Raw genomic sequence first — 25432 nt, 5'->3', positions numbered from 1 at the left:
CTGGCGATCGACGGTTAACGTCGGCGCATGACTGTTGAGCACCCCGCGCTCGCACTGCGTGGCCTGGCCAAGCGGTTCGACGGCACGATCGCGGTGGCCGGCGTCGACCTGGACGTCCCCGCCGGTTCCTTCTATGGCCTGCTCGGCCCGAACGGCGCCGGCAAGACGACCACCCTGTCGATGGCGGTCGGGCTGTTGCGGCCGGACGCCGGCTCGGCCTGGGTGCTCGGGCACGACGTCTGGCAGGACCCGGTCACCGCCAAGCGGCTGCTCGGCGTGATGCCCGACGGGGTCCGGCTGTTCGACCGGCTGACCGGGGCGGAGCTGCTGGCGTACAACGGGTTGTTGCGCGGGATGGACCCGGCGGTGGTCGACCAGCGGGCCGCCGAGCTGCTGGACGTGCTGGCGCTCGGCGACGCCGGTCGGACGCTTGTGGTGGACTACTCGGCGGGCATGAAGAAGAAGATCGGCCTGGCCTGCGCGCTGCTGCACGGCCCTCGGGTGCTGGTGTTGGACGAGCCGTTCGAGGCTGTCGACCCGGTCTCCGCCGCGCTGATCCGGGACATCCTCACCCGATATGCGGCCGGCGGCGGCACTGTGGTGTTCTCCAGTCACGTGATGGAGGTCGTCGAGCGGCTCTGTTCGCACGTGGCGATCCTGGCCGGCGGCACCATCAAGCGGGTCGGGACCATCGACGAGGTCCGTGGCGGTCGCTCGTTGGAGCAGGTCTTCGTCGAGGTGGTCGGCGGGCGCACCGCGACGGGCGAGGAGTTGTCGTGGCTCTCCCAGTGAACGCGGACGCCACCCCCGCCGCGCCGGCACGGCCGGTCTCCGCTCGACACTTCGTGCGGCTCAAGCTGCGGGTGATGGGCAACAACTTTCGGGGCCAGGGCTGGCGGATCGCCCTGTTCGTCGGCGGCGCGTTGCTCGGGCTCTGGTTCGCCGCCGCCGGGTTCTTCCTTTTCGCCGCCCCGGGCCTGACCGGCAACGGCCGGTACGCGGTGCTGGTCGCGGCGGCGGGTGGCGGGCTGCTGGTGCTCGGTTGGCTGCTGTTGCCACTGGTCTTCTTCGGTGTGGACGAGACACTCGACCCCGCCCGGTTCGCGCTGCTGCCGCTGCCCCGGCGCACGTTGGTGACCGGCCTGTTCGTGGCGGCCCTGATCAGCGTGCCGGTGCTGGCGGTGCTCATGGCGTCGTTCGGGCTGGTGCTGACCGCCTGGTCGTTGGGTGGCTGGTCGGCGGGGTTGGTCGCCGTCGTGGGTGTGCTCGCCGGGCTGCTGCTCTGCGTGGCCGCCAGCCGGGCGGTGACCAGCGCGTTCGCCAGCATGTTGCGGTCCCGGCGGGTCCGCGACCTGGCGGCCGTGCTGCTGGCGGTGACGGCCGCGTTGCTCGGCCCGTTGCAGGTCTTCGGCCTCGCCGCGCTGCGCGAGGCGGACTGGGACCGGCTCGTCGGCGTGGCGACCGTGATCGGTTGGACGCCGTTGGGCGCCCCGTGGACCGTCGGCATCGACGTGGCCCAGGGGCGGGTGTGGGCGGCACCGGTCAAGCTGCTGATCACGGTGGCGGCGCTGGGCGCCTTGCTGGCCTGGTGGTCCCGGTCGCTCGAGTCGGCGATGGTGGGTGCGGCGAGCGCCGGTAAGGCTCCGGTGCGACGCGGAGTCGCCGGTGGCGCTGTCGCCCAACTGTTCCCCCGGGTCGCCGGCTGGGCCGGCCGGGACCGGTTCGGTGCCCTGGTCGCCCGGGAGGCGCGTTACTGGTGGCGGGACGCACGCCGCCGGGCCAACCTGATCACGATCGCAGTGGTCGGCATCTTCGTACCCGTGTTCATCAACGTTACGGGCGGGGACTTCGCGGCCATGGACAGCGGGGGGTTGACGGCGGCTGCCAGCGACAGCTCACCGGTCGTGGTCACCATCTCGATGGTTCTCGTGGGTGTGCTCGCCGCCGCCACCCTGGCCAACCAGTTCGGCTTCGACGGCAGCGCGTACGCCGCGAACGTGGTGGCCGGGGTGCCCGGTTGGGTCGAGCTGCGGGCGCGGATGACGGCCTTCTCGCTGTACGTGCTGCCGATGCTGGCGTTCGTATCTGTGTTGCTGTCGGTGCTGCTCAGTCGACCGGGTTGGATCGGGCTCACCTTCGGCAGCCTGGTCGCCACCTACGGCGCCGGGCTGGCGGTGAACAGCCTGGTCTCGGTGCTCGGGGCGTACTCGCTGCCGGAGACGAGCAACCCGTTCGCGATGAACAGTGGCGCGGGCCTCACGAAGGGGCTGCTCACCCTGCTGACCATGCTCGCCTCGGCGGTCGCCGCGGTGCCGATGGTGGTGGCCGCCGCGCTGCTCGGCGACGCCTGGCTCTGGCTGGCCCTGCCGGTCGGCGTCGGGTACGGGCTGGGCGCGGCGCTGCTGGGCGCGTACCTGGCCGGTGACGTGCTGGACCGCCGCCAGCCGGAGCTGCTGGCCACTGTCACGCCGCGCCGCTGAGCGCGGGCCGTCCCCGTCCGGCCGAACGCCGGTCGGGGGCACCCGTCCCTCGTTATGGTGCGAGCAGTCGGGACGAGGGGGCAGTCGGCATGGGCTCGCACAGGCGTTACCGCAGCGTCGTCGTCGACGGGCTCTCGATCTTCTACCGGGAGGCGGGGGCACCGGACGCGCCCGTACTGCTGCTCCTGCACGGTTTCCCGTCCTCGTCGCGCATGTTCGAGCCGTTGTTCGACCGGCTCGCCGACCAGTTTCGGCTGATCGCGCCCGACTACCCCGGCTTCGGGCACAGCGCCGCCCCCGATCCGCGAAGCCCGTACACCTTTGACCGGATCGCCGAGACGATGACGGGTTTCACCGCCGCCGTCGGCGCTGAGCGCTACCTGCTCTACGTGCAGGACTACGGCGGGCCGGTGGGGTTCCGGATGACCCTCGCCGATCCGGGTCGCCTGCGCGGCCTCATCGTGCAGAACGCGGTGGCCCACGACACCGGGCTGGGCCCGCTCTGGGGCACCCGCCGGGCCTTCTGGCAGGACCGGGCCGCACACGAGGCGACGGTCCGGGAGAACATCCTCTCGATGGCGGCGATCCGGACCCGGCACGTCGGCAACGATCCGGACCCGGAGCGGTACGACCCCGACCTGTGGGTCGACGAGCACGCCTTCCTCAGTCGCCCGGGGGAGATCGAGCGTCAAGTGGACCTCCAGTACGACTACCGGACCAACGTCGCCTCGTACCCGACCTGGCAGGACTGGCTCCGCCGGACCCAGCCGCCACTGCTTGTCGTCTGGGGTAGGTACGACACCTCGTTCGAGGTCACCGAGCCCGAGGCGTACCGCTCCGACGTGCCGGGGGCGGAGGTGCACGTGCTCGACGGGGGGCACTTCGTGCTCGACACGCGAGCGGACGAGGTCGCTGACCTGATCCGCTCCTTCGCCGGTCGGGTTCGGGCGACGGGCGGGGCGGGTCACAATGTTTCACGTGAATCATGAGCCGGGTGCCGAGATCCACCACACCGATCCGTTCGCGGTGCCGACCGGGCAGCGCTCACAGGTACGCCGACTGCGTGGTCGTCTCGCCGCACCGGTGACCCTCTGGACGGCACCCGGTCCGGCCGGGCTGACCGTCTCGTCCACCCTGGTGGCCGAGGGGGAACCGGACCGGCTGCTCGGGCTGATCGACCCGGAGTCCGACCTCTGGGCGGCCGTCGAGGAGTCGGGCCGGTTCGCTGTCACGCCGCTCGGCCCGCCGCATCGGCAACTCGCCGACCGGTTCGCCGGCCTCTTTCCCGCCCCGGGCGGGCTCTTCGCCACCGGCGGGTGGACCGAGACGCCGTACGGGCCGGTCCCGGCGGACGCCGGCGGCTGGGCCGGGTGTCGACTGGACACCGCCCGGGAGTACGGCTGGGGCCTGCTGGTCGAGGCCACGATCGAGGCCGTCGACCTGGCCGAGGAGGCCGTTCCGCTGCTGCACTACCGCGGTCGCTATCACGAACTGCCGGCCTGACCGGACGCCTCGCCCGGGGCGACCGATCACCGCAGTGACCTGAGTCACTTGGCGCAGCCAGCCAACCGCTCGGCGCACTCGCCGACCGGCGTCGATCTCAGCCTTCCCTGCCGGGGAGTGCGCTCTTTACGGTGCGCGAAACTCCCCTGACGCCTGTGAAGGTGGTGATCCACAGATGTCCACGGACACACCCGCTCCGGCTGCTTCCCAGTCGGACAAGTACCTGGCCGTACAACGGTCGGACGAGTTCGCCGGGCTGCGGCGTGCGCTGCGCGGCTTCGTCTTCCCGATGACCGTCGCTTTCTTCCTGTGGTATGCGCTCTACGTCATTCTCTCCGCGTACGCCCGGGACTTCATGGGCACGAAGCTGTTCGGCAGCAACATCAACGTCGCGCTGGTCTTCGGCCTGCTGCAGTTCGTCTCCACGTTCCTGATCGCCTGGCTCTACTCGCGGTACGCGGACCGGAAGATCGACCCCGTCGCGGACCGGATCCGCGCCGAGATCGGGGAGGTGACCCATGAGCAGGGTCCTCGCGGTTGAGACGTTCCTCGCGGCCGAGGCGGGCAATCACACCGCCCGCAACCTGACCATCACGCTCTTCCTGGTCTTCGTGGCGGTGACCCTGGGCATCACCATCTGGGCCAGCCGGCAGACCAAGACGGCGACCGACTTCTACGCGGGCGGCCGGTCCTTCTCCGGCTTCCAGAACGGCATGGCGATCGGTGGCGACTACATGTCGGCCGCCTCGTTCCTCGGTATCGCCGGCATCATCGCGCTGTACGGCTACGACGGCTTCCTCTACTCGATCGGCTTCCTGGTCGCCTGGCTGGTGGCCCTGCTGCTGGTCGCCGAGCTGCTGCGGAACTCGGGCCGGTACACGATGGCGGACGTGCTGGCCTTCCGGATGCGTCAGCGTCCGGTGCGGACGGCGGCGGCGGTCTCCACCATCACGGTGTCGATCTTCTATCTGCTCGCGCAGATGGTGGGTGCCGGCGCGCTGGTCGCGTTGCTGCTCGGCATCCGGCCGGGCACGACCTTCCTCGGCATGGACGCGGACACCGCGAAGATCGCGACCATCATCATGGTCGGCGCGCTGATGATCATCTACGTCACAGTGGGTGGCATGAAGGGCACCACCTACGTACAGATCGTCAAGGCGTTCCTGCTCATGAGCGGTGCGCTGTTGATGACCATCCTGGTGCTGGCGAAGTTCAACTTCAACCTGTCGGAGCTGCTGGGCCAGGCGGCCGAGGCATCCGGCAAGGGCAGCGCGTTCCTCGAACCCGGGTTGCGGTACGGCGTCGAGGTCGCCGGCAACTCGACGCAGACCTTCTACAACAAGGTCGATCTGCTGTCCCTGGGCATCGCCCTGGTGCTCGGCACCGCCGGTCTGCCGCACATCCTGATCCGCTTCTACACGGTGCCGACCGCGAAGGCGGCCCGCAAGAGCGTGCTCTGGGCGATCGGCATCATCGGCACCTTCTACCTGCTCACCCTGGCCCTCGGCTTCGGTGCGGCGGCGCTGGTCGGCAGCCAGGCGATCACGGCACAGGACAAGGCCGGCAACACCGCCGCGCCGCAGCTGGCCGAAGCGCTCGGCATCGACTTCTTCGGCGGCGACCTCGGTGGGGCAGCCCTGCTGGCGATCATCGCGGCGGTCGCCTTCGCCACCATCCTCGCGGTGGTCGCCGGGTTGACACTGGCGTCGTCGTCCAGCCTGGCGCACGACTTCTACGCGAACGTGCTGAAGAAGGGTGAAACGTCGGAGCGGCAGGAGGTGCGGGTCGCCCGGATCTCCGCCCTGGTGATCGGCGCGGTGTCGATCGCCCTGTCGATCTACGCGCAGAACCTCAACGTGGCGTTCCTGGTGGCGCTGGCCTTCGCCGTCGCCGCCTCGGGCAACCTGCCGGCAATCCTCTACAGCCTCTTCTGGCGGCGGTTCAACACGTCCGGCGCGGTGTGGGCGATCTACGGCGGGCTACTCTCGGCCGTACTGCTGGTGTTCTTCTCGCCGGTGGTCTCCGGTGCGGCGACCTCGATGTTCCCGGACCACGACTGGCAGTGGTTCCCGCTGTCCAACCCGGGCATCCTCTCCATCCCGTTCGGTTTCCTCTGCGGGTGGATCGGCACCGTCATCTCCAAGGAGCACGACGAAGACAAGTACGCGGAGCTGGAGGTGCGCGCCCTCACCGGCGCTGGCGCCCACTGACCGCGCCACCTCTGGAGAGGGGTCCCCTGTCGACGCGCGACGTCAACAGGGGACCCCTTCCGCAAATTCGGCTGTCGGTAGGCTGAGCGGTATGAAGGTTGCTGAGCGCTTTGGTCCCGGTCACCGCGTCCTCGTCACCGGCGGAGCTGGCTTCGTCCCGTCGCACCTGGTGGACGCCCTGATCGCCCGAGGTTGCACTGTGGTGGCGCTGGACAACTTCGTGACCGGCTCCAAGGAGAACGTCGCCCACCTGCTGGACCGGCCGACCTTCACCCTCGTCGAGGCGGACATCTCCGACGGCCTGCCGACCCACCACCCGGCGCTGACCGAGCGGTTCGACGCGATCCTGCACATGGCCTCACCGGCCAGCCCCACCGATTTCGCCCAACTGCCGGTGGAGATCCTCCGGGTCGGCTCGGTGGGCACCCTGCACCTGCTGGAGCGCGCGACCGCCGACGGCGCCCGGTTCCTGATGGCCTCCACCTCGGAGGCGTACGGGGACCCGAAGGAGCACCCGCAGCGGGAGACCTACTGGGGCAACGTCAACCCGATCGGGGTCCGCAGCGTCTACGACGAGGCCAAGCGCTTCTCCGAGGCCGCGACGATGGCGTACCACCGCTACCGCGGGCTCGACGCGGCGATCGTGCGGATCTTCAACACGTACGGCCCGCGGATGCGCCCGGACGACGGCCGCGCCATCCCCACGTTCATCTCCCAGGCACTGCGCGGCGAGCCGATCACCGTGCACGGCACTGGCAACCAGACCCGGTCCATCTGCTTCGTCGAGGACCTGGTGCGCGGCATCCTGCTGCTGCTCGACTCGACCGAGACGGGCCCGGTCAACTGCGGCACCGAGCACGAGCTGACCATGCGGCAACTCGCCGAGTTGATCGTGTCGCTCTCCGACAGCACCTCGAAGGTGACCTATGTCACCCGCAGCTCGGACGACCCGGAGATGCGCCGGCCGGATCTCACACTCGCCCGTGAACTGCTCGGATACGAGCCGTCGGTCGCGCCCGAAGATGGCCTGCGACGCACGATCGAGTACTTCCGGACGCGGCTAGGGTAACCGGATCTTCGCGTACGCCCGCCGCTGAGTGTCGCCTGAAGGCGGCGGTGGCTTCCGCTACGTACCCTGAGTTACATGTCCGCGACCTCGTCTGCCGGCGTCCCGCATCCGTACCTGCACCGCAGCGCCGGGCGCGCGTCGGTGCCTGGCCCCGACCGGGGCGCCTCCGGGCGTGCCCGTCCGACCGAGGCGCGCTTCTACCCGTCGTACGACGAGGAGCAGCCTCGCTCCGGCGGCCCGGCGGGGCCGACCGGGCCCGACGGCCCGGGTGGCGCCGGTGGGCCGGGGCGGCGCGGCCCACGACCGCGCTGGGGTCGGATCGCCCTGGTGGCCGGGGCCGCGGTGCTGGTGCTGGCGCTGCTCGGCAGCGTCGGCGCCTGGCTGTACGCCCGCAACCTCAACAGTGACCTGGCCCGCACCGACCCGTTCGCGGAGATCACCGGTGGCCGGCCGGCGAAGACCGTCGACGGCGCGCTGAACATCCTGCTGGTCGGCAGCGACTCGCGGGACCCGGACGCGCCTGTCGACAGCAAGAGTCAGTGGCGTGCCGACACGATCATCGTCATGCACATCCCGGCCGACCACCAGGAGGCCTACCTGGTCTCCATCCCCCGGGACCTGTACGTGCCGATCCCGGAGAGCGCCGGCGCGGACTGCGGCTCCGGTTCGCGCGCGAAGATCAACGCAGCGTTCGCGTTCGGTGGGCTGCCGCTGGCGGTACGCACCGTGGAGTGCTTCACCGACGTTCGGATCGACCACGTGATGGCAATCGACTTCGGCGGTTTCAAGGAGGTCACCGACGCCCTCGGCGGGGTGGACCTGAAGGTGGAGCGCACCATCACCTCGATCCACAAGCCGTACCGGACGTTCACCAAGGGCACCAACCACATGGACGGCGCGGAGGCCCTGGACTGGATCCGGCAGCGCAAGCAGTTCCCGGACGGGGACTTCGCCCGGATGCGGCACCAGCAGGAGTTCCTTCGGGCACTGATGGACAAGGCGGCCAGCACCGGCACGCTGGCGAACCCGAAGAAGCTCAACGACTTCCTCAAGTCGGTGACCGCAGCCGTAACCGTCGACCAGACTTTCTCGGTTACAGACATGGCGCTGCAGTTCCGTAACCTGCGCGGCCAGAACCTCACCTTTGTGACCAGTCCGAACTCGGGCAGCGAGACGATCAACGGCGAGTCGGTGGTGGTGTCGGACCGGGAGAAGGCGCTCGCGATGTACCAGGCCATGTCGGCGGACACGATGGCCGACTGGGTCAAGGCCAACCCGCCGAAGAGCAACGACGGCGGCTGACCCCGGCCCGGCGGGCACCAGCCGTTCGGGTCATCGAGCGGCGACGATCGACCGAGTCTGCGAAATTCGACGTCCGGATTGACCCGGGATGAACTCGCCAAGTCGATTTGATGTACGTACAGTGGTGCCGCCCCCTCCTGATCACGAGCTGGAGCACGAATGCCGGTTCAGGCCAGTCGTCGCCCTTCTTCCCCCGGGTCCGCCGCCCCCAGCGGTCGAGTCGCTGCGGCCATACCCGTGCAGGCGCGCCCCTCGGGCGGCGGGCCGGGCTCGCGCCCGCCCGGCGGTGGTGGCGGGGGCGACCGCCCGGGTGGCGGTGGGTCGAAGAAGCGGACCAAGCGCAAGGACCCGCTCTGGGCCAGGCTGACAGTGATCTTCGGCGCCGTGCTGATGCTGAGCAGCGGCGTGGCCATCGTCGGCAGCAAGGCGCTGATCGGGCAGGCGACCGGCGGCATCGCGAAGGGCAACCTGCTGGGTGACGCCGGCAAGTCCGACGCCGAGGGCGGTGCGAGCCTGGACGGCCCGATCGACATGCTGCTGCTCGGCGTGGACGCGCGGGAGCGCTGGGCCGCCGACGACGTCCGCTCGGACAGCATCATCGTCCTGCACATTCCGGCCACCCACGACCAGGCGTACCTGATCTCGATCCCCCGGGACACCGAGGCGCAGATTCCCGCGTTCAAGAAGAGCGGCTACGGCGGCGGCAGCGGGAAGATCAATGCCGCGTTCCAGGCCGGTGCGGCCAACGGCGGCGGCTGGGAGGGTGGCGCCCAGCTGATGGCCCAGACGATCAAGCAGCTCACCGGGATCAGCTTCGACGGCGCGGCGATCATCAACTTCGGTGGCTTCAAGAACGTCATCGACACCCTGGGCACGGTGCGGATCTGCGTCAGCCAGGAGGTCAAGTCGCTGCACATGTCGTACGTCGACGGCAAGCCGATGTGGAACGCGGACGCCAAGAAGACCGGCAAGCAGCGGACCCCGGTGGTGCACAAGAAGGGCTGCCAGGAGATGGAGGGTTGGGCCGCGCTCGACTACTCCCGCCAGCGCAAGTCCCTCAAGAACGGCGACTACGACCGGCAGGCGAACCAGCAGCAGCTGATCAAGGCGATGGCCAAGAAGGCCACCGAGGGCGGGATGTTGTCCAACCCGGCCAAGATGAACAACCTGATCAAGGCGGCGGGCAAGGCGTTCGTGCTGGACACCGGCGGCGTGCCGATCGAGGACTTCATCTTCACCATGCGTGGGGTCACCGGCAACGAGCTGACCATGCTCAAGACCAACAACGGCACCTTCCACGCCAACACCAACAACACCGAGGGCCTGAGCGAAGAGACGATGGCCATGTTCCGGGCCGTCAAGCAGGACAAACTCGCCGAGTTCGTCTTCACCCACCCCGAGGTGATCTCCACCCGCAAGTAGGACCGGTGGTCGCGGAAAGCCAGCGACGACCTCGTCACCGCCCGTAGCCTGACGTGAGCAGGTTTCACGTATCGGCTGCGGGGAGGCGGTCACGTCCAGGTGGGGACGGAACGCAGCGGGCCGGGCCGGAGCGGCCCCGTCCGCCCGGCCATCTCGCGCCCGCGGGCCGCGGATCCTGCTCGGCGTCGGCCTGGTCCTCGTCCTGCTGGCCGGGCTCGCCATGACCGGTCTCAAGATGCTCAGCCACCGGTACGACCGCACGGTGACCAAGGAGCAACTGCTCGACCCCGACGCCCGCACCGCCCGCACCGACCTGGACGGGCCGCTCAACTATCTCCTGGTCGGCTCCGACCGACGCCCTAACGACACCGGCCCGGACCAACGCTCGGACACCATCCTCATCGTGCACGTCCCCGCTGGCCAGCGGGAGGCGTACCTGGTCTCCATCCCGCGTGACCTGCTGGTCGCCATCCCGCCCACGAACGGCTTCGGCGGCGGCCAAGACAAGATCAATGCGGCGTACGAGCACGGCGGCGGCGGGCAGGCCGGCGCCCAACTGCTCTCCGCCACCCTGCACCGGCTCACCGGAATCCGGTTCGACGGCGCCGCGCTGATCGACTTCTCCGGCTTCCGGAAGGTCATCGACCTGCTCGGTGGGGTGCAGATGTGCGTGGACACCGAGGTGCGCTCAATCCACACCAACCGGGTCTTCCCCACCGGCTGCCAGCAGATGGACGGTGCGCAGGCGCTGGACTACGTCCGACAGCGCTACGACCTGCCCGGCGGGGACTACGACAGGCAACACCACCAGCAACAGTTGCTCCGGGCGATGCTGGACAGCGCCGGCAAGGCGGACCTGCGGAACAACCCCGTCAAACTGGACCAGGTGCTCCGGGCGGTCGGCGGCTCGTTGACAGTCGACACCAACGGCGTACCACTGGAGGACCTGCTCCTCGCGCTGCGCGCGCTGCCGCCCGACGGGATGCGCGGCGTTCAGGTGCCCTCCTCGCCGCAGACCATCGACGAGGTCTCGTACGTGGTGCTGGACAACGGGGGCAACGGGCTCTTCGAGGCGATTCGCGGCACCCAGGTGCCGGCCTGGGCCCAGGCCAACCCGCGCTGGGTGACCCGGTTGTGACGGTGCCGACGGCCCGGTCGGTGCCGAACCGGGCCACGAGGATCTAGTGTTGCTTCCTGTGTTCGGACCCCAGGTTCCCACCGTGCCCGTGACCGAGATCGCCGACGAGACCTACCTGCTGGATGTGCGGGAGGACGACGAGTGGGCGGCCGGCCACGCGCCCACCGCCCACCACCTGCCGATGATGGAGTTGCCGACCCGGCTGGCCGAGGTGCCCACCGACCGGGAGGTGGCTGTCGTCTGCCGTTCCGGCGGTCGCTCCGCCCAGGTCGTCGCCTACCTGATCAACAACGGCTGGGAGCAGGTGCGCAACGCCGACGGCGGGATGCGCCAGTGGGCTGCCGTCGGCCGACCTGTGGTCGACGCGAACGGGCAGCCCGGCCAGGTCATCTGAGGCCGCGGAATGGGCGGACCACTGGTCTTCGCGCACCGCGGCGCCTCGTTCGACCTACCCGAGCACACCCTCGCCGCGTACCTGCGCGCCCTGGACGAGGGCGCTGACGGCCTGGAGTGCGACGTCCGGCTGACCCGGGACGGGCACCTGGTCTGTGTGCACGACCGACGACTCGACCGCACCAGCAACGGTCGCGGTCTGGTCAGCGCGCGTACGCTCGCCGAGCTGGACGCCCTGGACTTCGGCTCGTGGCACCCGGGCAGCGCGCCCGACGGCGACCTGCCGCCGGACGAGTCGCACACCCGGCTGCTGACCCTGGCCCGGCTCCTGGACGCGGTGCTCGCCGCCGGACGGCCGGTCCGGCTGCTGGTGGAGACGAAGCACCCGTCCCGCTACGGCTCGAACGTGGAACGGCGACTGGTCAACCTGCTGCGCCGGTACGGGCTGGCCGACCCCACGCCGGACGACCCGGTGCAGGTGACAGTCATGTCGTTCTCCCCGCTGGCGGTCCGTCGGATGCGCGAGCTGGCCCCGACGCTGCCCACCGTGCTGTTGCTGGAGGTGTTGCCGCGCTGGCTGCGGTTGGGTCGGCTGCCGTTCGGCACCCGGATCGCCGGGCCGGGCATCGGCCTGGTCCAGGCCCGCCCGCAACTGCTGCCCGCGCTGCGGGCGGCCGGCAACCAGGTGTACGTCTGGACGGTCAACGAACCCACCGACCTGGAGCTGGTGCTTGCCGCCGGGGTGGACGGGATCATCACCGACCGCCCGGCGTACGCCCTCGCCCGGCTGGACCGCTGACCCCATCGGCCGGGCGGGGGTGCCCAAAACCGGGTCGGCGGGGCAGACTCGGCACATGCCGGAGCGTATCGATTTCCCCGCTCTCCTCGCCGGCCACACCGTCGTGATCGAGATGATCAACTCGGGGGACGCGGGCCTGCCGGTCCTCACCCACCTGCTCCGGGTGGCCCAGCCGGCGCTCGGCGCGACCGGGATGGCGTTCGTCGAGTTCGGTCCCACCGGTGGTCGCGTGATCGCCGCGACCGGCGTGGCGGAATGGGCCCTCGGCCGACCGTTGGCGGTCGACGACCCGGACACCGTCTGCCTGCTCTCCGGGCCACGGGTGCGCCAGGTGCGGGTGGGTGACCTCAACGGCAAGCTGGCAGGTGAACTGGCCGGCAGCGGGCTGCGCAGAATGGTGGTCTCCCGGGCCGAGATCGGCGGTCACACCGTCGGCAGCCTGCACGCGCTCTATCCGGGCGATGACGAGCCGAGCGCCGACCAGCAGGGGGTGGTCGCCTACCTCGCGTCCTGCGTCGCGCACATGTACGGCGACCAGAGTGGCCTGCCGGTGCACGGCGACGGCCCGGTCGTGGCGGCCCTCGCCGACGGGCTGGCCGTCGTCGACCGGGATGGGCACGTCCGGCTCTGGAACCCGGCCGCCGCCCAGGTCACCGGCCGCACGGTCGAGCAGGCGCTGAGCCGCCCGTTGCCGTTCCCGCTGCCGCCCTCCGGGCAGGTCCGGGACCATCGGATGCCGGACGGCCGCTGGCTGCGGATCACCTCCGGCGAACTGCCCGGGCCGGGCACGTTGCGGGTGGTCACCTTCCGCGACATCACCGACCAGCAGCGCCGCGACCACGACCGGGAGCTGTTCGTCGCGGTGACCAGCCACGAGCTGCGCACCCCGGTCACCGTCATCAAGGGGTACGCGGACACCCTCACCGACCACTGGGAGTCACTGACCGACGTCGACCGACGGCAGGCGGCCCGGGTGATCGGGCAACGCGCCAACGAACTGGCCCGACTGGTCGACCGGCTGCTCAGCTCGGCGGCCGAGGTGGGGCCGGGCGACGACCCTCCCACCCCGTTCGACCTCGGTGAGGCGCTGCGCTCCGCCGTCGTGGACCTGCCGGCGGAGCTGCGCCGCCGGCTGGTGCTCCGCCTCCCGAGCGACCTGCCCAAGGCGCTCGGTCACCGGCCCAGCCTGGCCACCGTGCTGACCGAGTTGACGACGAACGCCGGTAAATATTCGGCACCGGAGTCTCCCATCGAGATCACCGCCTCGGTCGACGGCCAACTGGTGGCGTTCCGGGTCAGCGACCAGGGCATCGGCATCCGACCCGAGCACGTGGAACGGGCATTCGACAGGTTCTGGCAGGGCGAGTCCGGCGACCGTCGCGGCTACCCGGGGGCCGGGCTCGGCCTCTATCTCGTCCGCCGGATCGTTGAACAGCAGAATGGATGGGTATCCCTACGTCCGAGGACCGGCGGCGGTACGGTCGCAGAGGTGCGGCTACCACGCGGTTGACAGGGGTGGCGCGACGTGGAGGCGACGGTGGCAGCGGCAGCGGCAGCGAGGGATCGAGCCTGGTGTGTGGTGGTTCCCCACCACCCGGGCGGGGCACGGCTGGCCCGACACCGGCTCGCCGCCGAACTGGCGGACGCCGTACCCCCGACGCTCCTCGCGGACCTGATAGCGGTCCTCGCGGAGCTGGTGGGCAACGCGGTGCGGCACGCCCGGCCGCTGCCCGGCGGCGTGATCCGGGTCGCCTGGCGGCTGCGGCCCTCGGCCGACGGCGCACTGATCCAACTGCGGGTCACCGACGGCGGCGGCGCGAGCACCGGGCCACGGCTCCGGACGGCCAGCCCGGACGCTGCGGACGGGCGCGGGCTGCACATCGTGGCCGGCCTGGCCACCCGTTGGGGCGTCGAGCAGGACGGCATGGGCCAACGCGTCTGGGCGGAGTTCGACCCGGTGCCGGCACCCCGACCCGACCTGGTGCCGGCCGGCTGAGGACGCCTCGGGCGGGTCCCGGCCACGGCGTGCCGCTCGGGGCTCTAGGCTGTGACGCCGTGAGCAAGCGTCGAAAGAGCCAGCGCACCGCAGCCGACACCACCCCCCGCCGCGACAAGGTGCGGGACGTCTTCGTGCCGCGTCCGTTCGACGGGCTGGTCGACGAGTCCGAATGGATCGCGCTACGAGAATTGGTGCCCGCCGCCTCCGCCCCGCTGCGGCTGGCGCCCGCCCTGGTCGAGGAGTTCGGTGACCGGGAGGCGACGCTCGCCACGGTGCTGCCGATGGCCGCCCCGGCGATCACCAAACCCGACGGTCGCGTGCTCATCGGTCTCCAGCGCCACCAGCAGTCCGGCGACGTCTCCCGGGACCTCGCCGACGCGTTGCTCAGCGCGCTGCGCGCCGAGCCGGGCGGCCAGGTTTCCGTGCCGCCGCTGCCCGGCCCCGGGCCCCGGCTGCAGGACATCCTCGCGGACGGTCCGCTGGACATCACCATGCACGACGGTTTCGACTTCTGGCTCGACCCCGGGGCCGCCGACGATCCGACCGTCCAGGCGTCGCTGGAGCGGGCGAACGCGGCCATCTACCCGACGGTGCGGCTGACCGCGGCGAAGGCCGCGTACTGGTGTCAGGTCCCGGAGAAGGCCCACGTGCGCTGGGTGCTGCCGGAGGACGAGGACGCCGCCCTGGACGCGCTGGCCCGCCTCGGCGCGGCCGGCACGCTGACGCTCGGCGAGCAGACCAAGTTCGCCGGCATGTTCCGCGCGCACGGTCGACTCGTGCCGGTCTGGGACCTGCCGGAGGAGACCCCGGCGTCCGAGTGGGAGGAGCCGGTGGCGCAGTTCGCCAAGCGGTACGCGGAGGCGCTCACCGTCACCGACCCACTCGACGCCGCCGGCCGCCGGTCTCGTCAGGGGCTGCTCGGCCGCCAGCTCACCCTGCGCTGAGCCAGGCGCGGCCGTCCCGCTCGACCGGGCGCGGCCGTCCCGCTCCGCCGGGTGCGGCCGTCCCGCTCCGCCGGGTGCGGCCGTCCCGCTCCGGCCTGGCGGCGTCCAGGGTCGTCCCGCTCGGCCGGGTGGCCGGCCGGTCGTCGCGCGTTCAGCCGGCGACGGGTAGCGGGTCGCGGGTGATCGGGCAGGACATGCAGCGCGGGCCACCCCGACCGGAGCCCAACTCGGAGCCGGCGATCGGGATGACCTCGATGCCGGCCCGTTCCAGTTGGGCGTTGGTCTCGGTGTTGCGCTCGTACCCGACGCAGAGCCGGGGTGCCAGGGCGAGGGTGTTGTTGCCGTCATCCCACTGCTCGCGTTCCGCGGTGACCGGGTCCAGCCCGGTGTCGATGACCCGGAGCAGGTCGAGGTCCATCGCGTCGGCGGCGGCCCGCAGGAACGGTGCCGGCCCGTCCACCCGGGGGTCCTCGCCGTCCGCGCCAGCGATCACCGTGTACGCGGAGAGCGTGCTGGCGATGTTGGGATACATCAGCACCGCGTCCACGTCGACCATCGTGCACACGGTATCCAGGTGCATGGTGGCGCGTTTCTGGGCGATCGGCACCACAAGGATGGTGTGGGCCAGCCCGGCGGCGAAGACCTGCCGGCCGAGGCGTTCGGCGCCGGCCGGGGTCGTCCGCTCGCCCACGCCGACCGCCAGCACCCCGGGTGCCAGCAGCAGCACGTCCCCGCCCTCCAGGTGCTCAAGGCCGGGGCGGTAGACGAACTCGGTGCCGGCGAACCGGGGATGGTGGCGGTAGATGGCGTCGGTCAGGGTGGTCTCGCGGCGGCGGGCCGGCATGGCCAGGCTGGTGACTCCTACCCGGTTGCCGATCCACAGCGACGAGTCGCGGGTGAACAGCAGGTTGGGCAACGGATCGATGACGAAGTCGTGACGGTCCATCAGCGTGTAGACCAACCCACCCGGCCGCTCCGAACTGATCCGCAACTCCTCATGCGCCAGCCCGGCGGTGAGCACGTCGGCCAGGGCGGCCGGGTCCAGGTAGGAGAGGTGGTCCGCGACGCGGGCCCGCAGGGTGTCACCGAGCCGTCGGGAGCGCAGCACCTGCTCGGTGAGTTCGGCCCGGGCGTCCGCGACGGCAAGCGTCTCGGCCAGCAGGGTGGCCAGGTAGAGCACCTCCACCCCGCGCTCGCGCAGGGCGGCGGCGAACGCGTCGTGCTCCTCCTGGGCGCGTCCCACCCAGGGGATCGCGTCGAACAGAAGCGAGTCGTTGTTGCGTGGGGTGAGCCGGGCCAGTTCGGGACCGGGTCGGTGCAGCAGTACGGTGCCGAGCCGCCCGACTTCGCTGTCGACGTAGTGGGTCACTCCCGCAGCGTAGGGCAGGGTTTAGCGGCATCCGAGAAAAGAACTGTGGATGAATATGGCATTCATCCACAGTCACTCCGGCGCTCCGGCTTGCCGAACACCACTAGTGGCAACGTAGGGTAGTGAGGACATAACTTCGAGGGACCTTTTGCCGGAGGTCGCGATGACTGTCTTTCCCGCACGACGAGCCGTACCGTCCGCTCGGGCACTGCCGCCCGTCGCGGTGCCACACCCCCGCGTCGAGGCGCCGGGGGTTCTCGAACCGGTCCGTCCGACACCACTCGAATGGGCCCGCCGCCGTCGGGCCGAGCGGGGTGCACGCCGCCTGGAGGCGGCCGGGGCCCGGGCGTTGGGCCAACTCGACCACCTCGGGCCCGCCTGGCACGTGATCGAATGGCCGCGCACCGACGCGACGGACGTCCTCGACCGCGGTCAGGACGACCGGGCCGGGTTCCTCGCCATCGGGCCGAGCGGCCTCTTCGCCGTCACCATCGCCGACCACGGCCGGGCCAGGGTGCTCGTCGCCGGCGACGTGGTGCAGATCAACGGCAAGCGACCCCCTTACGTGGCCGAGTCCCGGCGGGACGCCAAGCGGGCCAGCAAGGCGCTCTCCGAGGCGGTGGGGCTCCCGGTTCCGGTGACGCCGGTGCTGACCTTCGTCGGCTCCGGCGTGATCAGCGTCTACGGCCTTCCGAAGGACTGTCTGATGGCCACCCACCGGGAACTGGACCGGCTACTCGTGGCCGGTGGCAGCCGGATCAGCCCCGCCACCGCCGAGAAGCTTTCCCGGGTCGCACAGCACCCCAGCACCTGGCTGAACGGCACGTACCGTCCAACGGCCGACTACCGGTGGTACGACGAGGGCCGAACGGCCGCTGACAAGCCGGCCCACCGCCGGTAACGTCACCGGCGACGCCACGCGGCTCCGGTCCCCCCGTCCACCTCACCGGTCTCCGCGCCGTCACCGGTCGCCTCGGCTCATGCTGCGCGGCCCGGTGACCCGGTGCGCTCGGTGATTCCGTCGGCGACCCGCTAGCGTGGACAGTCGATCGGTGCACATAGGAGGCGCGGTGGCCCACGTCGAACTTTCGCTCTCGGAAGCGTTCGTGCCGGCGGCACGGGCCTCGACAGAGCCGGAGTGCGACAACGTCGGCCAATGGTCGTCGACAGTCTCCCGGGCCGACGAGCCGTGTCTGCTGATCGACGCCGACACCCGGGTGGTGGCGATCTCCGCGGCCGGCTGCGAACTGCTCTGCCTCGGTGAGCCGGACGGGCTGATCGGTCGACCGCTGCTCGACGGCGGGCTGCGCCTGCTCGACTTCACCGCCAACCGGGGCGAGTTGACCGAAGCCGAGATCGACAAGATCCCGCCCCTGTTGGCGCTCTCCTCCGGCCGACTCGCCCGTGGACTGCTCCGGGTGCAGGCCGCCACGGCGAACAGCTCCGACGCGACAGTCGACGCGATCTCCACCCCGGTGCTCACCGACGGCACCGTCGCCGGCTCACTCACCTTCTTCTCCGAGGTCTGACCTGCAGCGGAGTGTGTCCTTCGCCGCACGCGGCGTTGCCGGGGTGGGCCCGCACGAAGGCCGTAGGGTGCCCTCATGCTCGATATCGCTCTACTGCCGGGGGAATACGCCGTGTGTCGGTTGGCCGCCGGCACCACCCTGCCGAACGCGCTGTCGAGCGGGCTGCGTGGCACGGACGTGGTGACGGTGAGCTGGACCTCCGACGGGATCTCCGTGATCTGCCCGACCGACCGGGCGCCGGCGCAGGCCGTGCTGGAGACGACCTGGCGCTGCCTCCGGGTCACCGCCCCGGTGGCGCTGGCCGGCACCGGCAGCCTGGCCGCGCTCGTCGACCCGCTCGCCGAGGCACGGGTCACCGCCGTCACGTTCTCCACGTTCGACACCGACTACCTGCTGGTGCCGACCGTCCGGCTGACCGAGGGCACGGCTGCGCTCCAGCGCGCCGGGCACCGCGTCACCGGCTGACCTTCACCCGATCGGCCGCTAACCCTACGATGGGCTCGGCCACCCCGGCCGCGACGAATTCTCCGATGTCCCGAGGATCGGCCCGTGCCGTTCACCCCACCCCGACCCGCGTCCCCCACACCGCGGGCGATGCATCACAGGCCACCGACGGCTCCTGGCCGGGCAGCCGATCGCAGTCCCGCGCGGACCATCGCCCGGGTCCTGCCGATGGCGCTCGCCGTCGCGGCGCTGGCCGGCTGTGGCGCCCCACCCGGGCTGGGGGAGCCGACGGGCGTGCCCACCCACAGCGCGACCCCGACGACGCCCGTTCCGAGCACCGCGCCGACGACCCCGCCGGCCACCACACCCTCTCTCGGCACCGTCACGCCCACCCCGGACGCCGGGTTGGTCGCGACGGCCTGCCGCAACGGGCCGACCGGGCAGCGGGTGCTGCAACTGTTGCGTGGCCAGGCCGGGGTGCTGCCGGCCAACGTCCGGGTCCAGGTCCGCAACGGGCCGCTCTGCGCCGCCGACTGGCAGTTCACCGTGCTGGCGGTGACCGGGCACGAGGAACTCCAGGTGGTCACCCGGGGCGAACCCAGCTCGCCGGTGCTCGTCACCGCCGGCACGGACGTCTGCACCATCGAGGTACGCGCCACCAGCCCGGCCGGAATCCGCACCCTCGCCTGCGACGCCGGCCCGGCCAACGGGCCAGGTGCGTAGGCTGATCGGCATGCCCGGAACACCGCCGACACGTTTCGTCTTCCTCGGGCCGGAGGGCACCTTCGCCGAGCAGGCCCTGCGCTCCGTACCCGCCGCCGAGCGCGGCACCCGCACGCCCGCCCGCAGCGTCGGAGAGGCGCTGGACAGCGTCCGCGCCGGCGACGCCGACGCCGCGCTGGTGCCGCTGGAAAACTCGATCGGCGGCGCGGTGGGCGTCACGCTCGACGAGATGGCCGAGGGTGAGCCGTTGGTGATCACCCGCGAGGTGATCCTGTCGGTGGAGTTCGTGCTCGCCGCGCGGCCCGGCACCTCGCTGACCTCGATCCGCACCGTGGCGGCCCACCCGCAGGCGTCCACCCAGTGCCGGGGCTGGCTGCGCGACCACCTGTCCGACGCCGTGGTGGTCGACGTGCTCTCCAACGGCGCGGCCGCCGCCGGCGCCGGCACGGGTGAGTACGACGCGGCGATCTGCGCACCGATCGGAGCCTCCCGGCACCGACTCACCACACTCGCCGACAAGATCGCCGACCACCCCGACGCGGTGACCCGGTTCGTGCTGGTGTCCCGCCCTGGGCCGCCACCGCCGCCGACCGGCGACGACCTCACCTCGCTCGCTGTCTACATCGCCCACGACCGGGTCGGCGCGCTGCTGTCCGTGCTGATGGAACTGGCCGTGCGGGGGGTCAACCTGACCCGGATCGAGTCCCGCCCGACCGGCGAGGCGCTGGGCCGCTACGTCTTCTTCCTGGACTGCACCGGCCACGTGGCCGACGTACGCCTGGGCGAGGCGTTGCAGGGGCTCCACCGGGTCTGCGCCGACGTCCGCTTTCTGGGCTCCTATCCCCGGCACAGGTGGGCCGAGGCGTCGGGCGAACGACCGGTACCCGCACCGGCGGGCCTCTCCGACGTCGACTACTCCGACGCGGCGGCCTGGCTCGCCCGCCTGCGTACCGGCGAGTTGACCTGACCGGGGCGGGGGCGCCCCCAAAGATCGGAAGCGCCCCGCGCCACTCCCGACCACTCAACAGATCGGAAGCCCACCACGTCGGTCCCGATCACTCAACAGATCGGAAGCGCCCCACACCGGTCAGCTCAGCAGACCGCCGAGCAGGCCGCCCTCCTGCTGCTGCTGGCCGCTGCCCATGACCGGCGGCTCCTCGGACGGCTGCACCACCACGAAGCCCTGACCGGCGAAGCTCATGGTGAACGACTCACCGGTGCGACGGCCGAGCAGTGTGCCGAGGCCGAGCTGCTCGGCCCGGTGGTAGCCGGTCTGGAGGTTGGCCGACCAGCAGACCGCGGCCTGCGGGTCGACGTACGTCGGGGCGTCCACGTTCAGCACCACGGGGGTGCCCTTGGTGGTGATGGCGATCCGGCCGTAGCCGCTGAACACACAGTTGAAGAGACCGGACGAGGACGCCATCCCGGCGCCGCCGACCATCCTGATGTCGTACTGGAGGGTGGAGTCGAAGGCGAGGACGCTGCTGCCGTTGATGGAGAGCGCGTCGCCCGGCTCCAGGTCGATGATGTGCACGTCCTTGGCCAGCTCGGCGAGGAAGACGTCACCCTGGCCGGAGACCTTCATCAGCGGGACGCCCTCGCCGGTGAGCTTCTGCTTGAGGAACTTGCCGAGCCCACCCGAGCCCAGGGCCTGGAACTGCACGTTCCCCTGGTAGGCGACCATCGACCCGACCCGGGCCATCGCCTCGCCGTTCAGCTCGATCTTCAACATCTTGGAGTTCTGCAACCGCATGCCGGGCTGCGCGGACTCCTTCTCCAGATTCTCCGTGGAGAACAGCTCGCTGCGCATGAAAGGGCCTCCTGAATAGGGTCGCGTTCGCTGCACCGACGGTAGGCGACCTCGGCAAGCACCGGCCATCGACCGCACGGCGCGGCGCGTTCGTTTGGCGGGCATCGAGTGACGCGGGCGGGCGTCGAGTGGTGGGGCTCAGCCCCAGCCGAGCGCGTGCAACCGCGCGTCGTCGATGCCGAAGTGGTGGGCGATCTCGTGCACCACCGTCACCGCCACCTCGTCGATGACGTCCTCGTCGTTGTCGCAGATCCGCAGGATCGGATGGCGATAGATGAAGATCCGGTCGGGCAGCACGCCGGAGTAGTCCCAACCGCGCTCGGTGAGCGCATGCCCCTCGTAGAGGCCGAGCAGGTCGACCTCGCCAGGTGGCGGGTCGTCCTCGACCAGGATCACCACGTTGTTCATCAGGCCGAGCAGTTCTTCGGGCACCTCGTCGAGGGCTTCGCCGACCAACTCCTCGAAGCGCTCACGGCTCATCTCCACCGGCACCTCGCCCATTGTGCCCGACGAGGGGGACCCGGCCCGGCCCTGCTGGACGACCGGGGCCGTCTTCCGCACATGCACGGAAGAAGCGACCACCCGGGACCGGGCGGAGGCTCCTTCCGTGAACGTACGGTGTGGGTCGGCTCGCTCAGGCAGCCAGGCGGGCGTTGAGGGTGATCTCGGCACCCGGCGAGAGGAGGCGGGAGATCGGGCAGTTGGCCTTGGCGGCCTCGGCGAGCTTCTGGAACTCCGCGTCGTCGATCCCCGGGACCTGGCCGACCGTCTCCAGGTCGATCCGGGTCACGGTCATGCCGGCGTCGGTCTTGTCCAGGTGCACCTTGGCGGTGGTCTCGACCGAGGTGGCCGTGGAGCCCGCGTCGGCAAGCGCCTTGGAGAACGCCATCGAGAAGCAGCCGGCGTGCGCGGCGGCGATCAGCTCCTCGGGGTTGGTGCCCTCACCCTCCTCGAAGCGCGACTTGAAGGAGTAGTTGCCGGCCAGGCCGCCCTTACCGGTGCGGATGGTGCCCGCGCCCTCGGTGAGATTGCCCTGCCATTGTGCTGAAGCGGTACGGATAGGCATGAGGCAAACGCTAGCGGAAAGGCGACCGCCGAGCGACAGAGCGGGGCGCTCGCCAGCCCTGCGATCCCTGTCACCACCAGCTTGCTGTGCCATGATGCGACCCAGGTCCGTGACCGGCGGAAGGGTGGCCGATGTCCGAGGAGCTTCCAATCCCGCGGCAGGGCGACCGGTCCGAGGCCCCTGCCGTGATCGAGTGGGGTGGCGCCGACCCGGCTCCGCGACGCCGCTTCGGTTGGTCCCTGGCCGACTTCGCGCGGGATCCTCGACTGCCCCTGCTGCTGGCCGGGCTGGGCGCGGTGGCCGCGATCGCCTCGCTGGTCGGTGAGTGGCTGGTGATGAGCCTGCCGAACGGCGGGCCCGAGGGGAACGCGACGATCGAGGTGCCCGCCGGAGTGTCCGAGGTCGGTGGCTTCGGGGTCGGCTACCTGGTCGGGCTTCTCGCCCTCGTCTGCACCGTGGCGCTGGCGTTGCGCGGCACGGCGGCCGTGCGGCCGAACGCCCGGCTGGCCGGTCTCACCCTGGCCGGTGCCCTGCTGGCGCTGCTGGTCGCCGCCACGGCCACCCTCGACGACCCCGGGCAGCGAAACTTCTTCTACTCGCCCCAGGACGGCTTCCAGGCCGAATACGGCCGCGGGCTGGTGATGGCGTTCGCGGCCTGTGTGCTGTTCGCGGCGGCGCTGCGGCTGGCGCCCGCCACACCCCCCGGCGCGTTCGCCGGGCCACCAGACGACGACCGGCCCGCCGACGCGCCAGCAGCGCGCCCCTGGCGCCGCCGCCGGGACCGCGACCCGGTCGAGGACGGCCTACCCGCTCCCGCCGACCTGACCGTCACCCCCTCCGCCCCCTTCGCCCGCCCCGACGCCCAGCCCTAACCCCCCACCCCACCCACCTCAATCCACCCCCACCACGCCCCACCACGCCCCACGCGCACACCCACCCTCGTTGGCGTTGGCGTTGGCGGCGGCGGGGCGCGGTGGGGCGGGCGGGCGCGTGGGGCGGGGCGGGCGCGTGGGGGGGGGTGTGGTGGGCGTGGGGCGGGTGTGGTGGGCGTGGGTGGTGTGCGTGGGGCGCGGTGGGGCGGGCTTGGTGAGGGTGGGTGTGCGCGTGGGGCGGGCGTGGTGCCAACGCCAACGCCAACGCCAACGCCAACGCCAACGCCAAGATCGTGCTTGAACGTGGATGTAGTGGCATCCGAGCGCCCGCAGACCACTACTTCCTTGATTGAGCACGATCTTGGAATGGGCGGCGAGCTGGCGGGCGCACAGGCCCCGCTTCTAGCGGGACAAAAAGCCCACAAACGCGGCACGACGACCGAAGTGCAAGATCGCGGGGAAACAGGGGCTCGCGGGGGAACGAAGGCTCGCGGGGAACAAGGGCTCCCGGGGAACAAGGGCTCCCGGGGAAACAGGGGCTCCCGGGGAAGCGGGGAACGAAGGCGCGCGGGGGACACTGCACGGGCACTGTGGGTTGGCGTCCGATTCGCCTGGAAGCCATGGATGCGACCCGTTCCGCGAGGTACGGTTGCTGCCCGCCGTCACGCCGGGCCTCGCTCTCCCTGGCCATGGCAGGTGCGACGGCGGCGGGCGAAGGAGGAACGATGACCCGCCCGGGACTGCCCAAGTTGATCGCGACCGACCTCGACGGGACGCTGGTCCGCAGCGATGACACCGTCTCCGCGTACACCCATGGGGTGCTCGACCGGGTGCGCGCCGCCGGGATTCCGGTGGTGGGCGCGACCGGACGCGGCCCTCGGTTGACGGAGTTGACCCGCAACGACATCCGCGCCGCCGACTTCCTGGTGATGGCCGGTGGTGGCCGGGTGGTCGACCAGAGCGACCCGGACGGCCCGGTGGTGCTCCGCGACGAGCGGCTGCCCGCCGAGGTGCTGGCCCGGCTCCTCGCCGACCTGGAGGCGGAGGTCGGCCCGCTGACCGTGATGGTCGAGGCGTCCGACGAGCACGACGCCCCGTTGTGGGGCGACTATCACGAGAGCTGGCCCTATCAGGACCGCTTCGAGGCGCGCACGCGCGACGAGTGCCTGGCCTGCGACGTGATCAAGGCGTTCGCCCGGACCGCCGACCACCACGTGGACGAGCTGCTGGCGGTGGCCCGCCGGATCGTCCCGCCGCAGGTCGCCACGCTCACCCAGGCCGGGCTCGGCTTCATCGAGATCTGCCCGCCCGGCGTCGACAAGGCGACCGGGCTGACAGTGGTGGCGCAGACCCTCGGGGTCGACCCGGCCGATGTGCTGGTCTTCGGTGACATGCCCAACGACCTGCCGATGTTCGAGTGGGCCGGTTGGTCGCGGGTGGCAGTGGCCAACGCGCACCCCGCGCTGCGCGCCGCCGCCGACGAGGTGACCTTGCGCAACGACGACGACGGGGTGGCGGTGTATCTGGACCGGCTACTGTCCCGGTAATGGGAGACACACCCCGCCTCATCGCCACCGACATCGACGGCACGCTGATCCGCGACGATCACACCGTCAGCCCACGCACCGCCGACCTGCTCGCGCGGATCTCCGCGCGAGGCACGCCGGTCGTCCTGGTCACCGGCCGTCCGGTCCGCTGGCTCAAGATGGTGTACGACCAGCTCGCCCGACCGCTGCCGGCGGTCTGCGCGAACGGCGCAGTGGTCTACGACCCGTTCGAGGACGAGGTGGTGCGGGCTGACCCGCTCGCCCCGCACCACCTGGCCGAGGTGGCCCGGAGGCTACGGGCCGAGGTGCCCGGGATCAGCTTCGCGGTGGAGATCCTGGACAGCCGGGAGATGCGGCACGAGGCGCACTATCCGCTGCGCTGGGACGCCGACGCCAACGGCATCCGGCCGATCGAGACGCCGGAGGAGTTGCTCTCGGTGCCGGCGGTGAAGCTCCTCGCCCGAGCGGGCGAGCAGGACCCGGATGCCTTCGCCGAGCTGATCGCCACGGCGGTGGCGGGGTTGGCCGAGGCCACGCACTCGTCGTCCTCAGGGCTGGTGGAGATCTCCGCGGCCGGGGTGACGAAGGCGGCGGGGCTGGCCTGGTACTGCGACCAGCTCGGGGTGGCCGCGGCGGACGTGCTGGCCTTCGGCGACATGCCCAACGACGTGCCGATGCTGACCTGGGCCGGGCGTGGCGTGGCGGTGGCCAACGCGCACCGCGCCGTCCTGGCGGTCGCCGACGACGTGACGACGGCGAACACCGAGGACGGCGTGGCGGCGTACCTGGAAAAGATCTTCGGGGTGGACTGAG

25 protein-coding genes and 2 pseudogenes are annotated in these 25432 nt (G+C 71.2%); 23 read left to right on the top strand and 4 right to left on the bottom strand.

Annotated elements, in window-relative coordinates; all coding sequences use genetic code 11:
- Positions 1 to 27 precede the first annotated feature (27 nt).
- The 15 genes and pseudogenes from ABZU74_RS03415 (at position 28) to ABZU74_RS03345 (ending at position 15259) form a co-directional block, all read left to right on the top strand.
- Positions 28 to 792 carry an ABC transporter ATP-binding protein gene (locus tag ABZU74_RS03415; protein WP_091396824.1) on the top strand — a complete coding sequence of 255 codons (765 nt, stop codon included), beginning with the start codon at positions 28 to 30 and terminating at the stop codon, positions 790 to 792.
- A complete protein-coding gene (locus tag ABZU74_RS03410; RefSeq protein WP_355417926.1) occupies positions 777 to 2480 on the top strand; it encodes an ABC transporter permease in 1704 nt (567 codons plus the stop codon). The genes ABZU74_RS03415 and ABZU74_RS03410 overlap by 16 nt, the downstream gene beginning before the upstream one ends.
- Before the next feature lie 89 nt (positions 2481 to 2569).
- A pseudogene (locus ABZU74_RS03405) lies at positions 2570 to 3337 on the top strand (alpha/beta hydrolase); the annotation flags it as partial.
- Positions 3338 to 3397: 60 nt separating this feature from the next.
- Positions 3398 to 3983: pseudogene (locus ABZU74_RS03400) on the top strand (flavin reductase family protein).
- Positions 3984 to 4158: 175 nt separating this feature from the next.
- Positions 4159 to 4524, top strand: a complete 366-nt coding sequence (locus ABZU74_RS03395) for a DUF485 domain-containing protein (RefSeq protein ID WP_196920279.1) — start codon at positions 4159 to 4161, stop codon at positions 4522 to 4524.
- Entirely contained in the window at positions 4502 to 6193 is a 1692-nt protein-coding gene (locus ABZU74_RS03390; RefSeq protein ID WP_355417922.1) for a cation acetate symporter, read from the top strand. Before ABZU74_RS03395 ends, ABZU74_RS03390 begins: the two co-directional genes overlap by 23 nt.
- A 91-nt stretch (positions 6194 to 6284) precedes the next feature.
- Entirely contained in the window at positions 6285 to 7262 is a 978-nt protein-coding gene (locus tag ABZU74_RS03385; RefSeq protein WP_355417919.1) for an NAD-dependent epimerase/dehydratase family protein, read from the top strand.
- A gap of 75 nt (positions 7263 to 7337) precedes the next feature.
- A complete protein-coding gene (locus ABZU74_RS03380; RefSeq protein WP_355417916.1) occupies positions 7338 to 8564 on the top strand; it encodes an LCP family protein in 1227 nt (408 codons plus the stop codon).
- Positions 8565 to 8801: 237 nt separating this feature from the next.
- Positions 8802 to 9986, top strand: coding sequence for an LCP family protein (locus tag ABZU74_RS03375; RefSeq protein ID WP_355417913.1), 1185 nt, complete (start codon positions 8802 to 8804; stop codon positions 9984 to 9986).
- 220 nt (positions 9987 to 10206) lie between these two features.
- Positions 10207 to 11124 carry an LCP family protein gene (locus tag ABZU74_RS03370; protein WP_355417910.1) on the top strand — a complete coding sequence of 306 codons (918 nt, stop codon included), beginning with the start codon at positions 10207 to 10209 and terminating at the stop codon, positions 11122 to 11124.
- Positions 11125 to 11182: 58 nt separating this feature from the next.
- Positions 11183 to 11518, top strand: coding sequence for a rhodanese-like domain-containing protein (locus tag ABZU74_RS03365; protein ID WP_355417907.1), 336 nt, complete (start codon positions 11183 to 11185; stop codon positions 11516 to 11518).
- 9 nt (positions 11519 to 11527) lie between these two features.
- Positions 11528 to 12316, top strand: a complete 789-nt coding sequence (locus ABZU74_RS03360) for a glycerophosphodiester phosphodiesterase family protein (protein WP_355417904.1) — start codon at positions 11528 to 11530, stop codon at positions 12314 to 12316.
- A 55-nt stretch (positions 12317 to 12371) separates the two neighbouring features.
- Positions 12372 to 13826 carry a PAS domain-containing sensor histidine kinase gene (locus ABZU74_RS03355; RefSeq protein WP_355417901.1) on the top strand — a complete coding sequence of 485 codons (1455 nt, stop codon included), beginning with the start codon at positions 12372 to 12374 and terminating at the stop codon, positions 13824 to 13826.
- Between the two features lie 66 nt (positions 13827 to 13892).
- Complete coding sequence (locus ABZU74_RS03350) at positions 13893 to 14312, top strand: ATP-binding protein (protein WP_355417898.1); 420 nt, start codon at positions 13893 to 13895, stop codon at positions 14310 to 14312.
- 59 nt (positions 14313 to 14371) lie between these two features.
- Positions 14372 to 15259 carry a DUF5926 family protein gene (locus ABZU74_RS03345; RefSeq protein ID WP_355417895.1) on the top strand — a complete coding sequence of 296 codons (888 nt, stop codon included), beginning with the start codon at positions 14372 to 14374 and terminating at the stop codon, positions 15257 to 15259.
- Between the two features lie 151 nt (positions 15260 to 15410).
- Here ABZU74_RS03345 and ABZU74_RS03340 read toward each other — a convergent pair whose 3' ends face one another.
- Positions 15411 to 16628, bottom strand: coding sequence for an arginine deiminase (locus tag ABZU74_RS03340; protein ID WP_355417892.1), 1218 nt, complete (start codon positions 16626 to 16628; stop codon positions 15411 to 15413).
- 163 nt (positions 16629 to 16791) lie between these two features.
- On the opposite strand from ABZU74_RS03340, the gene ABZU74_RS03335 reads away from it, so the two are divergent.
- From ABZU74_RS03335 to pheA, 5 genes are all read left to right on the top strand, one after another.
- Positions 16792 to 17529, top strand: a complete 738-nt coding sequence (locus tag ABZU74_RS03335) for a hypothetical protein (protein ID WP_355417889.1) — start codon at positions 16792 to 16794, stop codon at positions 17527 to 17529.
- Between the two features lie 169 nt (positions 17530 to 17698).
- The gene (locus ABZU74_RS03330; RefSeq protein ID WP_355417886.1) at positions 17699 to 18157 is read left to right on the top strand and encodes a hypothetical protein; all 459 of its coding nucleotides are present in this window, start codon (positions 17699 to 17701) and stop codon (positions 18155 to 18157) included.
- 75 nt (positions 18158 to 18232) lie between these two features.
- Positions 18233 to 18622 carry an ACT domain-containing protein gene (locus ABZU74_RS03325; protein ID WP_355417883.1) on the top strand — a complete coding sequence of 130 codons (390 nt, stop codon included), beginning with the start codon at positions 18233 to 18235 and terminating at the stop codon, positions 18620 to 18622.
- A 207-nt stretch (positions 18623 to 18829) separates the two neighbouring features.
- Positions 18830 to 19324 (top strand): hypothetical protein, encoded by a 495-nt coding sequence (locus ABZU74_RS03320; RefSeq protein WP_355417881.1) that lies wholly within the window; start codon positions 18830 to 18832, stop codon positions 19322 to 19324.
- 10 nt (positions 19325 to 19334) lie between these two features.
- A complete protein-coding gene (gene pheA / locus ABZU74_RS03315) occupies positions 19335 to 20291 on the top strand; it encodes a prephenate dehydratase (protein ID WP_355417878.1) in 957 nt (318 codons plus the stop codon).
- 120 nt (positions 20292 to 20411) lie between these two features.
- Here pheA and ABZU74_RS03310 read toward each other — a convergent pair whose 3' ends face one another.
- From ABZU74_RS03310 to ABZU74_RS03300, 3 genes are all read right to left on the bottom strand, one after another.
- On the bottom strand, positions 20412 to 21134 hold the full coding sequence (locus ABZU74_RS03310) for an AIM24 family protein (protein ID WP_030331719.1): 723 nt from the start codon (positions 21132 to 21134) through the stop codon (positions 20412 to 20414).
- 138 nt (positions 21135 to 21272) lie between these two features.
- Entirely contained in the window at positions 21273 to 21620 is a 348-nt protein-coding gene (locus ABZU74_RS03305; RefSeq protein WP_030487733.1) for a metallopeptidase family protein, read from the bottom strand.
- 148 nt (positions 21621 to 21768) lie between these two features.
- Positions 21769 to 22200: an OsmC family protein gene (locus tag ABZU74_RS03300; protein ID WP_355417875.1), complete on the bottom strand. Its 432-nt coding sequence runs from the start codon at positions 22198 to 22200 to the stop codon at positions 21769 to 21771.
- Positions 22201 to 22331: 131 nt separating this feature from the next.
- Between ABZU74_RS03300 and ABZU74_RS03295 the strand changes: the two genes are divergently transcribed.
- The 3 genes from ABZU74_RS03295 to ABZU74_RS03285 all read left to right on the top strand — a co-directional run bounded on the left by ABZU74_RS03295 (position 22332) and on the right by ABZU74_RS03285 (position 25431).
- Positions 22332 to 23072, top strand: coding sequence for a hypothetical protein (locus ABZU74_RS03295; RefSeq protein WP_355417872.1), 741 nt, complete (start codon positions 22332 to 22334; stop codon positions 23070 to 23072).
- Between the two features lie 725 nt (positions 23073 to 23797).
- Complete coding sequence (locus ABZU74_RS03290) at positions 23798 to 24619, top strand: HAD hydrolase family protein (protein WP_355417869.1); 822 nt, start codon at positions 23798 to 23800, stop codon at positions 24617 to 24619.
- Positions 24619 to 25431 (top strand): HAD family hydrolase, encoded by an 813-nt coding sequence (locus ABZU74_RS03285; RefSeq protein WP_210787440.1) that lies wholly within the window; start codon positions 24619 to 24621, stop codon positions 25429 to 25431. Before ABZU74_RS03290 ends, ABZU74_RS03285 begins: the two co-directional genes overlap by 1 nt.
- Position 25432 lies beyond the last annotated feature (1 nt).

Source organism: Micromonospora sp. NPDC005171, from assembly GCF_040608575.1.
Taxonomy (GTDB): Bacteria; Actinomycetota; Actinomycetes; order Mycobacteriales; family Micromonosporaceae; genus Micromonospora.
Note: the sequence above shows the minus strand (reverse complement) of the source record. Positions and strands in the feature narration are given on the sequence as shown.